Below are 12,322 nucleotides of genomic sequence, written 5' to 3'. Positions count from 1 at the left end.
CTACTACTATGTTAATTTCAAACTAAGGAATTTTCTATAAAATATAAACTAGTCCGATTTATAATTTGCATTTAAGACTGGACTAGTTTATATTTGTATGTTTTAAAAAAATATATATCTATATTATTGTAATATAATTTTATTTTTCTAAATCTATTTTCACTTTATATTGATCTAAAATTTCCGGTTCATTAACTGTAGGAAGGGCTATCTTATATTTCTTGTTTTTATCAATAGGTGGAAGCTTTATAGATATAATTCTATCCTTTATGTCTTCCTCTACAGCAACATCTCCGTCCTCTGCTCTCTCAATATCATTATAGTTTTCATCTAAAATGACAGCCCTATTTATATCTTGTGGCCCATATACTCCATTACCTTCAAACTTAAAAGTAAGTTTTGTGTATTTATCTGTAGTTTCAATATTTTTAACAGTTGCTGTGATATCTTTCCCAACCTTTATTTTCTGACTAATTAATTTATCTAAAGATACAAATTCTCTTGTCTTATCCATATTATAGACATGAATTACATTATCTAAAGCATATCCCTTTGATTTTTCTTCAGCAGTTACAGGTCTAGTCTTTGTTACCACTTCTTGAGGAATATTAAAGTTATCACTATTTATTGTAGTTTGAAGAGCTTCATAAGTTATTCCATTGATATTCCTATAGTTAGATGGTAAATATTTAAATATTGGTACTACAGTAATTGATTTAATATCTGATAAATCATCCTCTATTTGTATTTTTCCTTCATATTTATTCTTATTTGAACTCGAACCTAAGCCTTCAGCTTGAAGAGTCCTTCCCTTATCGTCCAAAACTAAAAAATTATATATACCATCCTTCATACTCGGATTTTCCTTATCATAAACACCAGAATAATTTATTGTGTTGCCCAGTGGACTTACTACAAGTTTATCAAGCTTTAAAGTACTATCGGGTATTTTAATAGTTTTATCTAAAGTTATAATCTTCGAATTACTTTGTTTATTAGCCTTAGGAACCGTAAACTTAAAATCCCATGGTCCCATTACATCTGAAAGCCACACTGTATTTAGTTCTACCTCAATGTTATCGGATAAATTAATATCAGATACATTGGCGTAAGTAACCATCACTATCTCATTATCATTTATCTTCTTTGTCTCATTTCCAAAGCTTTCGACCATTTTACCATTTAAATTTATACTTCCAATTTCTGTTTTATTTTTGTTAAGATTCGTCCCCTCAACTGTAGAAGTAATAGCTAAGGAATTATCATCTATAGTAATTTCATTTATAGTTACTTTTATTCCATTTTTCTCTACTGTCTTATTTACACTAGTTGAAAATGGCTCAAATTTACTAAGCTTTTCTCCATATCCATTATAATCTATAAGTTTAAAAATTGATTGCACTCCTGGAATAGCTTTTGCCACATTAGGATTAACAACTCCCACTATTGAGACAATACCAATTACTGCAGCTGCTGCAATTATGGCTGATTTCTTAAACTTCTTCCTATCTTTAGCTAAATTTATCTTACTAACATTTTTCTTCTTTTCTTCTCTTCCTCTTTCAATACCTTTCTTAATAGCTAAATTTAGATCTTTTGGAATATCAATATAATCTTTTATATTATCTAAGTTATCCATACTAAATTATCTCCTTCCCCATAGTTATTCTAAGTTTGCTTAGTGCTTTATTTAGATAAGTTTTTATTGTGCCTACTGGGCAATTCATAACCTCTGCAATTTCAGTTATGGTAAGATCCTGAAAGTACTTCAAAATGATTACCTTCTTATGCTTGTCCTCAAGTCTATCAATAGATCTTATAATATCTAATTTTTCATCCACTCTATTCTCTTCACTATTCGTTGATCTAACTTTCATATTATCAACTATGGATATGATTTTCTTTTCCCTATTAATAAAATCAATAGCATTATTTATAAGTATCTTTGTAAGCCAAGTCTTAAAATATTTTGGGTTCTTTAATTTATCTATAGATATATAAGCCTTATATACAGACTCTTGAAGTACATCTAATGCATCATGCTCATTTTTTGTATAAGCAAAGGCTGTCCTATACAGACTTTCCTTGCATTGATACATAAGATATTCAAAAGCTTTTTCATCGCCTTTTATTGCTGATTTTACCTGTTCTTCTGTAATCATATTTATGCTCCTTAAATCTTAAACTACGCGTAATTTATATTTTACATCAATTAGACTATAAAATCGGCAAAACGGTTTTAGTTTTATAAAAAAAATCGCTGAAGTTATCTTCAACGATTTTTTGTACATCTATCTTTCTGAATATAAATACATAAAACATGTAAATCTAATAAGTTTTTTTCGTATCTGACTTTCCAAATGCGTATGATTATACTTGCAGGTGAATAACTTTTCAAATCCATATATAATGCTTTTATCATAAACCTATAAAAAATTTAACTATGTAAAATTTTAACTAGAAAAACTTATAATAATTTAAAAAGTTATGCCTCAAATCATGGTTTCAATGAATTTTGGTACTAAAAAATCTTAATTTAAAGATTTCTCTTGTACCCAATTAGTCACTAGTGGTCCCGCTTTTACTACATTGTCTTCATTTATTTCTGATAGATACACCTGTTTATCATCAGTAAGCACTACATTTATATCATAGGAAATTCCTTTGTAATCATCAAAAAGTAGTTGAAGCGACATTATATTCTTAGAAGTAATCTGTTGTTTAGTTTTAGCTTTACTGAAACTCTCGCTAAGTTCCTTAAGTATGCTTTTTTCTTCTGTTGTAGCAACAGCTTTGCCAACGGCTTGCTTTAAGCCCTTGTTTTCAATTAACCTAATCTGCTTAATGGTTTTATTAATTATAGAAAAATCATTAATCTCTTTCTTGTGGTAAATCTGAGTTAAGACCATTTCATCAGTTGTATTCACTGCAATCCAATCTAAATTAGGCTGATCCTTTAATGAATATATTGATCCAGAGTCATTTATCTTGCCTATCTGTTTATCGGTTGCTATTGCCTCTAGCCATAAATCGCTATTATCGTGTACATATTTCTGTCCGCTCTTGCTAGTTATGATACTACCATCCTCCGAAATCGTATAATTATCGGTTGAATAGAATTTAATTACCCTGTATCCTAGAAAAATACTAATTAAAAATATTAAAGTTCCACTTATTATAATTGCTGTTTTTCTCATTGTTGTCTCCTTTTAAATCACAGTTCTTTACTTGGTATATCCATTAACAAACTACTTTTTTACCAATATATTGTTTATGTATTATGCGAAATAACCTTCTTCATTTCAAATTATACCCACATTTTTCTGAACACTTTCATAAAAAATATAAGTTAACGAAAATTTAAGAATAAAAAACTAATTCCTAATCATTTATCAAAGTTACATTATCATAAAAATAGCTAGTTATTAGTTTTGCGCAATAAAAAATCATGCATATGTGTAATCATAAAATGTACCTTATTTAAGAACATTCTATTTTTACACATTTATGCATGACCTTTATTTAATACGTCGCTTTGTAACTTCTTACTAAGCTTTCATTATAAGCCTCTGAATATGAACAACTAGATAAGCTAATTCTTCATGAGGCAGATGAGTTTGATATTTTTCATAAAAATAATCATCAATCTTCAGTGAGCAATCAAAGGCTTGTTTATATTTACTGCTTACTTGATTATATAAAATATCATCCGTTTCATTTAGAAGTCGATTAGCAAAATATCTCTCAACAAAGTATTTGATATGGGTGATAAATCTTGAATAATGAATACTTTCCGTATCAAATTCATCTTTAATTGAGTACCTTACTATATTAACTATAATTCCAACTAATTTAGCTGCTTTCATGGTGTCCATAGATTCATCTTTTTCATCTTGAGCATTAACAAGATGAAAGGCTATATTAGCTGCCTCTTCTTCAGGCAAAGCTATTTTAAACTTAGTATTCATAAGCTTAATAGCATAAAGTCCAACAGCAAACTCCTTAGAGTAGAAGTTTTTAATTTCCCAAAATACTCTATTTGTTATGTTTATATTTTCTATAAACCTTTTTATAGAAAAATTTAAATGATCTGCTAATATAAAATAAATACTGTCCTTGAATTTAACATTTAATACATTCTTAGCGTAAGTTATTATATCCTGTGTTACCTCTATAAGTTCTGGTGGAATTGAATTCATCAAGTAGCTAACCTTGTCAAGTTCGTTGTTATCCACAGGTATAAAAATCTGCTCAACATTCTGCTTTTCAATTATCATACCAGTTTTTTTACCGTAACCTATACCTTTTCCGAGCAGAATAAAGTTTTTACCTTTTTCATCCTGTGCAAGAACTATACTTGAATTTAATACTTTCTCGATTGTATACAACGCAACTCCCCCAATACTTTTTAATCTAAATCATTTCCGTTACTTGCAATGACCTTTTTGTACCATTCAAAGGATTGTTTCTTATATCTCTTTAAAGTTCCCTTTCCTCTATTGTCACGATCTACATATATAAATCCATAACGTTTTTTCATCTCTCCTGTGCCTAGAGAAACTACATCTATAGGTCCCCACCAAGTATATGCTATTATATCAACACCTTCAGAAATTGCTTTACCCATTTCTTTAATATGGGAACGTAAGTAATCTATACGATATGGATCTTTTACTGTTCCGTCTTCCTCTAAAATATCATTTGCACCTAGACCATTTTCAGCAATTATTAGAGGAATTTGATATCTGTCATATAACTGATGTAAGCTCCATCTTAATCCAACTGGGTCAATTTGCCAGCCCCAATCACTAGCTTCTACATAGGGATTCTTAATCCCGTCTAATATATTTCCTTGAATTCTTTCTTCATCTGGATTTGTACTTACACAAATGCTTTGGTAATAACTGAAAGCACAAAAATCCACTGTTCCTTCTCTTAGAATTTTCTCGTCGCCTGCTTCCATATTTATATTAATATTATGTTTTTTATAATAAGCTTTAGCAAAGGATGGATAATATCCTCTAACATGTACATCTCCACATAGATAATTTCTCAGCTGCATTGCTTCATTAGCAAGAATCATATCTTCAGGCTTACAGGTCAATGGGTATTGGCATATATATGCAAGCATACATCCTACTTTGAAATCCGGATTTATTTCATGAGCCAATTTTACAACCTTAGCACTAGCTACAAACTGATGGTGAAGAGCTTGATAACGCATATATTCAGGAATTTCCTTTGGTTGTACAGCTTCACCTTTTTCATTATATAGTATTGCTCCTCCTTGGAAGGCTTTAATATCCAAGGTTAAACAATTGATTTCATTAAAGGTAATCCAATACTTGACGTCATTTTTATATCTATTAAATAAAACCTCACAGTATCTTACAAAATGCTCTATCACTTCTCTACCATACCATCCATTATACTTCTTAGTTAAATAGAATGGGGACTCATAGTGAGAAATTGTTACAAGTGGCTCAATATTGTATTTCTTTAATTCTGCAAATACATCGTCGTAAAACTTTAGACCTGCTTCATTAGGACTGTCCTCTACTCCTGTTGGAAATATCCTTGACCAAGCTATTGATAAACGAAACATCTTAAAGCCCATTTCGGCAAATAATTTAATATCTTCCTTATAAGTGTGATAAAAATCTATGCCTTCATGAGAAGGAAAATATACACCATCTTCAATATTCTCATATACCTGTCTAGTTTTATTAAAAGCTGCTGCGCTTACATGATCTTGAGTACTTTCACCTTTTCCACCTTCTAAATATGCACCTTCACACTGATTTGCTGCTACGGCACCGCCCCAGTAAAAATCCTTAGGAAATAAATCTTTCATATCTACACCTCCAATTTTGATACTTTCATAATAGTATTTTCATTCTTTTCTTTAGTATCTAAATCTTTATCAACTAGGTACTTATCACTGTTTGTTATGATAACTGGAATTACAGTCTCATATCCAGCTGACTTTATTTCTTTAATATCAAAGTTCATTAGCAAATCGCCTGTGTTTACTCTATCTCCAACTTTAACTTTTGGTTCAAAAAACTTACCATTAAGTTGAACTGTATCAATCCCAATATGGAAAAGAACCTCTGCACCATTATCAGCTCTTAAAGCCAAGGTGTGCTTTGTGTCAAATAACATTACAACTTCACCATCACAAGGAGCATATAATTTTCCTTCTGTGGGATCAATCGCAACCCCATCTCCTAAAATCTTTTTGGAAAAAACATCGTCTTTAACTTCTGAAAGAGATACGACCTCTCCCATTATTGGTTGTTTTATATCAATTGTACTACTTATATTTTCATTTGAGTTAGAATTTTTAAATGTCCTTTTATTATGAGTCGTCACTTTTGAAACATTAGAATCATCAGCTTCCTTTTTGTCTTCCTTCCATGAAATAAACGTTATCACAAAAGATGCTACGAAAGAAACCGCAAAACCAGCAATTGCATATATAAGATTCTTACTATTATTTTCATCAATATACATTGGCATACTTGCAAGTCCAGGCCCTACAGCGACAAATGCAGCAACTCCAAATATACCAACAAACAAACCACCTATTAAACTTGATATTACCACACTTGCTAGTACACGTTTTCTTTGAAGTGTCACACCATAAAGTGCTGGCTCAGTGATACCAAACAATGCAGAAATACCAGCAGATACAGCAGTAGATTTAAGCTCACTATCCTTAGTTCGAATTGCTACTGCAAAACTAGCTCCGCTTTCAGAAATATTATGAGCTAAAGATGCTGGCAAGTATAATAGTTCTTTTCCCATTCCAGTAATAGAAGATATTGCATATGGAACTAAAGCCTTATGCATACCAGTTGCAATCATGAATGGAAGTATGGCTGCAACAAGCCCTACTGCAATCCAACCAAACTTATTAAATATAAATAATATACCAGCTGTTAATACTGTTCCAACCTTAAATCCAATTGGGCCTAAAAGTAATAAAGTCATCGGAACTGTTAAAAGCAGTGACATCATTGGTACAAAGAAAATACGAATAGGTTTTGGTGATATCTTTGTAAATAATTTTTCCATATATGCATAGAACAAGGTACCAAGTATTGCTGGAAATACCTGTGATGCATATGCCACATTAGTTATGGGCAAAGATAAAAATGATGCTCCCTTACCTAAAAGTGTAGTCATATTTGGAAATAATAAAGTTCCCATTGCAGCAACTGCAACTAATTTATTCACATTTAATTTTGTTGCTGTAGTTATTGCAACCATTATTGGCAAGAAGTAAAATACTGCATCTCCGATATAACTTAAGATAAGATAGGTCTGTCCTGTTTTATCTATAAGTTTAAACATATTTAATAAAAGTAGTAAGGATTTTAATATACCAGCTCCTGCGATTGCTGGTATTAGGGGCTGAAATACACTAACTATAAAATCTAAAACTACAGCTCCAATTTTTTTCTTAACCTTTGGTCCAGTAGTACTACCTTGCCCTCCGAACTTTCCAATCTTAACTAATTCATCATAAACCTCAATAACATTATTTCCTATAATTACTTGGCACTGAGCAGCCATTACTACTCCTAAAACTCCACGAACCTTCTTAATCTCTTCAGTATTTACCCTACTGTCGTCTGCAAGTGTAAAACGTAATCTTGTTGAGCAATGCTCTAAGTGAGACACATTATTCTCACCACCAACAAGTTTTAAGATGTCAGTTGCTGTTTGTTTGTAATCCATTTTAAATTCTCCTTCTCTAAATTTTTAATAGTTTACATTTTGGCCAAAACAATAACCAACAAAAAAAGACCCCTAAAGACGACAAAAAAACTATCATCTTTATGGATCCTGCCTGCATTACCAGTCACATGTCCCGTTCTTTATTTTGTTAACTCAATTATATTATATAAAAAAATAAAAAACAAGCATTATAAATAAGTTTTGTAAACTTTTTCTTTAGCCATATAGCTTGGTTTGCTTTTGAAAAATCATTGTTAGTTATAATAATCTTATGCCTGATTTTTGCCTTCTTTTCATGTACTTTTATATTTATAAGTTTATTGTCAAATAGACCAAACCATATTAATAATAAAGGTACTGTTGAGTTTAAAAATCAAATCAAAGCATCTAATACTATTATAAAAAAAGTTGATATTTACAATCAAAACGCCAGTCTAAATATTGATTATAAACTAAAAAGCTCTCCAAAATCTGAAGAGCTAATCGACATTTTTAATTCAACTGATGAATTTATCACAGCAGATGAAGATATAAAGAATCAACTATCTAAAACTAATGAACAGGTATTTATAAGAATGACCTATGGAGATAAAGTGTATTCTTATTGCGGAAGTCAACATATTAGAAATATTACTAACTCAAATGGTACTGTAACCACAGAATACTATACTACCTGGGAGTCCCATTAAAAAAGATAACAAAATAACCTAAATTCATTTCATTTTTAGGTTTCTTATATGAAAAAACTATTATAAAATCAATATACCTTAATAATAGAAACTCATCACTATACTCCATCAAGAATAAAAGATCCAGTATTACTGAATATTTTTATTACCCATTTACTTATTTATATCTTTAATAATAGTAAGCTTTTTAGATGGTCCGTCATTTAAATCCCTATAATTAGGGGCTTTATATATTTCATACCCGTACTCAGTTCCTTCTGCTACAAATCTATTCCACCTAATAACTTGATATCCAAGTCCCCTATATTCAGTGGTTCCACCATCTTTAACCTTATCCTTACTTATTGCAAATAAAGGACTCATATCCTTAGAAACTAATTTTGAATCTATATTATAAGTTATCTTTGGTAAAAATGGAGTAAGTACTAGAATTAATATAACTATTGCTAAAATTATACATTTCTTTTTTGACCTATTTCCGCTCTCATTCTCTTTCATTTAAATCCCCCTATCCCCATATTATTTGCTTAAATGGCAATAAAAATATCACTTGATTTCTTGTTTTACATTGATATATCCATTATATTACAAAACCTATTATTAGCATACATTTCTCCAGAAAATTTTGTATTAAAAAAGCCATACATATAAGGAAATTTATCTTCCTTGAGTTATGCATGGCTTTCATTTTTATAAAAAGCTTTTATTAATCTCGCAAAAGCCCTTTACTAAATAACACAGATATTATATTTTCTTGAAATCCTCCAAAAGCTGGTTATTTCGTAGTTCTGTCATAAGATTTCTTCGACTGAACAATTCAATAAATACAAAAAGTTCTCTTTCAGTATTTATGACCTGCTTAGTCTTGTTACTACGCTTATTCTTTATTATTACTTTATTACCTTTCCTTATGGCAACTAAAGCACTTATAAGAACCTCTCTTATATTATTATATAAAATTTCATTTTCTTTCAAATTTCTTTCTCTAACCTTTTCCCTTAGGTAATCTCGTTGTACATCCTTAAGAAAAAGCCTATATAAATTGCTTTCAAAATCATCATAAATGATTAATTCATTCTCTTCATTTTTAATCTTTCCGAATACTCTTTCCATGGCATCATAGGTAGTAATCCATATATCTCCAGCTTGTTTTATCTCATGCCTTTCAAACTTTCCTCTCTCTATAGCCTTTCTAATAGTGGAGCCATCTGAAAATCCCCACTTTTTTGCAGCTTCGGATAAAGTCATTATAGCACTTAAATTACGGTCTAATTCTTCATCATTGACATAAAATAACGCTTTTATATCTTCTGAACCTATATATCCATAAAAATTATCTAATTCACGTCCATATTGATCATACTGATTTGATATAAAAAATATTTTTTCCCTTCTATTTAACAAATCATAAATACTATCAATATCTATAATTGGTGTTATTTCGTTATTTTCTTCAGTATCATAAGCCTTAACTGGATAAAGCCTTCTATTTTCTATTGTAATGATACTAATACCACTCATAACATCTTCCTTCCGCGAATCTTATGAAAAAGTAAATTATATAATAATGAACTAGTTCTATTAAGTGTAACCTTCACTAGTTTTATTTTACATAGGCAAATTTATAGCTAATAATTTTTCCAAAGATTTCTTCTATTCTTCTATTACATCAAATAAACCTTGTGATTCTTTTGATGTTACATCAACAATTTTATAGAAAAATTCTTTCTGAGTCAATTCCCCTCTGTCAATAGAATCATCTATTTTTCCATCTCTTAAGAATAAAAGCCTTTTTGCATAACTTGCTACCATTGAATCGTGAGTAACCATAACTATAGCAATTCCATCATTCACATTGCGCTCTTTAAGTAACTTAAGCATATCATGCGAATTCTTTGTATCCAAATTTCCTGTTGGTTCGTCTGCAACTATCATTCTAGGCTCTGAAACCAAAGCTCTTGCTGCAGCAGCTCTCTGTCTCTGTCCACCTGAACATTCTACTGGGAACTTGTCTAAAAACTCGAAAATATTAAGTTTCTTTGCTATATTTTCAACTCTTTCCTTTATCTCAGCCTTTGATTTATTTGCTAAAACTAATGGTACATTTATATTTTCTCTTATTGTCAATGTATCAATTAAGTTAAAATCCTGAAAAATATATCCTATATTATCTCTTCTAAACTCCCCAACTTTTCTCTCAGACATCTTATAGATACTTTCTCCATTGAAAAGCACTGCGCCTTTAGTTGGATTATCTATATTCGCCAATATATTTAAGAAAGTTGATTTTCCAGAACCAGATGGTCCCATTATACATATAAAATCTCCTTCATTTACTGCCAAACTAACTCCATTGAGTGCCTTTACTTGACTTTCTCCTCCATAGATTTTAACTAAATCTTTTACAGTTATTATCTCTTTCATCTCAATACCTCCAAATTTGCAGTTTAAATTACATTACCAATTTTTTATATACTAAATAAGAACTTACAGTCATCAAAAAAAATATTCCTAAAAATATACCTAATAAAATCATAGCAAGCTGAACAGTTATAATTCCAAAGGACGCGAACTTAAATAGATAAACAACTATGTGTACTAATGGTATAATTATTGCGATTCCATAAAGCATCATTATTTCTTCTTTTATAATCCTCTTTATGAGCTTTTTGTAATACCCAATTAACCCTAACTGCCTATATATGTGTTTTCTATAAGAAGCTTCTATTATAAATTTATATAGAATACTTACACCTAAAGACACTAATGCACAAACATATACAAATATTCCTGCAGCCTTTATTTGATATATTTTCTCATTCATCCCTATCATATATATAAGGATAACTGTTGAGACTGCTAAAGTCACAATTAAAAAATTTACTTTTTTTAATGAATAATGAAGATTGCTTAAGGAAATCATTTTAATTTTGTCATTAGAATACTTATCCCTCTTTAGCTCCATAATCTTTTCTGGAAAATAATAACGTAACAATCTCTGTATTCCTGCCACCGAAATAAACATATATAGAAATAGCAGCGAATGAAAAGTCTTCGAATTTAAGAATATGGCCGTTAATGGAATAAAATATAATATTGTAGATGTAAGATGAAATTTCTTACCTTCTCTTTTCTTAGAATTTCCTCCAAAAATATTTTTCAAACCCTCTGGAACATCTAGATTACCAAAGCTCTTAGTTTTTGGTGTATAAAGTTGTCTTTTCCCATAAATTAAATCTTTTATTTCTTTGTTGAATACATAGGTATAATCTCCAATAATTATGTAAGGACATACTATAAACGCAATTATTATTATAGTAAGTACCAGACTATCTTTTGAATAATGATATGAACTTACATTCATTCCCAAAAGTTTAAATAACACTCCTGACAAAACTGGCATTGTAGCTATCCCAAAGGCTATTCCAATCACACTACCTACTAGTCCAATTAAAAGATTTTGAAAACTTATCAGACCTATCATCTTATAGGAACAGACCCCATTTAATTCTGCAATAGCAAGTTCCTTGGATTTTTCAGTCATAAAATACGAATTAGTAAAAAACACTACAAACATCAACAGAAGAGTCAAAACGAATAACAACATTTGAAATGTTTCCCAAATAGTACTTCCAACAGGTATATTCTTACTATCATCCATTAAATTATAGGCATAAAATAATGCTGATGAAGAAAAAGCTATTGATGATAAATAAGAAATAGTCTGCCTTAAATCAGTCTTTAGCATCTTAATTGCAAACTTATAAGTGCCCATGTTCTTCCCCCCAATTTGCTTGCATTTTTTCATCTTTTATAGTATTTTAATTTCAATTTTGTAAACTATAAAAAAAATTATATTGTCACTATATAGTGACAATATAATTATA

The 12,322-nt window shown here is 30.0% G+C and carries 11 protein-coding genes; 1 reads left to right on the top strand and 10 read right to left on the bottom strand.

Annotated features, from left to right (window positions below):
• Window positions 1-139: 139 nt before the first annotated feature.
• The 6 genes from JHL18_RS21960 to JHL18_RS21935 all read right to left on the bottom strand — a co-directional run bounded on the left by JHL18_RS21960 (window position 140) and on the right by JHL18_RS21935 (window position 7,746).
• A complete protein-coding gene (locus tag JHL18_RS21960) occupies window positions 140-1,639 on the bottom strand; it encodes a DUF4179 domain-containing protein (protein WP_200273216.1) in 1,500 nt (499 codons plus the stop codon).
• A 1-nt stretch (window position 1,640) separates the two neighbouring features.
• Entirely contained in the window at window positions 1,641-2,162 is a 522-nt protein-coding gene (locus JHL18_RS21955; protein ID WP_200273214.1) for a sigma-70 family RNA polymerase sigma factor, read from the bottom strand.
• Between the two features lie 369 nt (window positions 2,163-2,531).
• Complete coding sequence (locus tag JHL18_RS21950) at window positions 2,532-3,197, bottom strand: hypothetical protein (protein ID WP_200273212.1); 666 nt, start codon at window positions 3,195-3,197, stop codon at window positions 2,532-2,534.
• A gap of 351 nt (window positions 3,198-3,548) precedes the next feature.
• Window positions 3,549-4,388 (bottom strand): BglG family transcription antiterminator LicT, encoded by an 840-nt coding sequence (licT, locus tag JHL18_RS21945; RefSeq protein ID WP_200273210.1) that lies wholly within the window; start codon window positions 4,386-4,388, stop codon window positions 3,549-3,551.
• Between the two features lie 20 nt (window positions 4,389-4,408).
• Window positions 4,409-5,854, bottom strand: coding sequence for a glycoside hydrolase family 1 protein (locus tag JHL18_RS21940; protein WP_200273208.1), 1,446 nt, complete (start codon window positions 5,852-5,854; stop codon window positions 4,409-4,411).
• 2 nt (window positions 5,855-5,856) lie between these two features.
• Window positions 5,857-7,746 carry a beta-glucoside-specific PTS transporter subunit IIABC gene (locus JHL18_RS21935; RefSeq protein ID WP_200273206.1) on the bottom strand — a complete coding sequence of 630 codons (1,890 nt, stop codon included), beginning with the start codon at window positions 7,744-7,746 and terminating at the stop codon, window positions 5,857-5,859.
• Between the two features lie 320 nt (window positions 7,747-8,066).
• Here JHL18_RS21935 and JHL18_RS21930 point away from each other — a divergent pair, with 320 nt between their 5' ends.
• Window positions 8,067-8,435: a hypothetical protein gene (locus JHL18_RS21930; RefSeq protein WP_200273204.1), complete on the top strand. Its 369-nt coding sequence runs from the start codon at window positions 8,067-8,069 to the stop codon at window positions 8,433-8,435.
• A gap of 153 nt (window positions 8,436-8,588) precedes the next feature.
• On the opposite strand, the gene JHL18_RS21925 is transcribed toward JHL18_RS21930, so the two are convergent.
• The 4 genes from JHL18_RS21925 to JHL18_RS21910 all read right to left on the bottom strand — a co-directional run bounded on the left by JHL18_RS21925 (window position 8,589) and on the right by JHL18_RS21910 (window position 12,210).
• Window positions 8,589-8,933 carry a hypothetical protein gene (locus tag JHL18_RS21925; RefSeq protein ID WP_200273202.1) on the bottom strand — a complete coding sequence of 115 codons (345 nt, stop codon included), beginning with the start codon at window positions 8,931-8,933 and terminating at the stop codon, window positions 8,589-8,591.
• Between the two features lie 246 nt (window positions 8,934-9,179).
• The gene (locus tag JHL18_RS21920) at window positions 9,180-9,956 is read right to left on the bottom strand and encodes a helix-turn-helix domain-containing protein (RefSeq protein ID WP_200273200.1); all 777 of its coding nucleotides are present in this window, start codon (window positions 9,954-9,956) and stop codon (window positions 9,180-9,182) included.
• A 132-nt stretch (window positions 9,957-10,088) separates the two neighbouring features.
• On the bottom strand, window positions 10,089-10,859 hold the full coding sequence (locus JHL18_RS21915) for an ABC transporter ATP-binding protein (RefSeq protein ID WP_200273198.1): 771 nt from the start codon (window positions 10,857-10,859) through the stop codon (window positions 10,089-10,091).
• Window positions 10,860-10,887: 28 nt separating this feature from the next.
• On the bottom strand, window positions 10,888-12,210 hold the full coding sequence (locus JHL18_RS21910; RefSeq protein WP_200273196.1) for an FtsX-like permease family protein: 1,323 nt from the start codon (window positions 12,208-12,210) through the stop codon (window positions 10,888-10,890).
• Between the last annotated feature and the right edge of the window lie 112 nt (window positions 12,211-12,322).

Origin of the sequence: Clostridium yunnanense (assembly GCF_016595795.1) — a bacterium.
In the GTDB taxonomy this organism is placed as follows: domain Bacteria; phylum Bacillota; class Clostridia; order Clostridiales; family Clostridiaceae; genus Clostridium_AR; species Clostridium_AR yunnanense.
The sequence above is the reverse complement of the archived record's forward strand: the minus strand, read 5'-3'. Positions and strand labels throughout refer to the sequence as shown.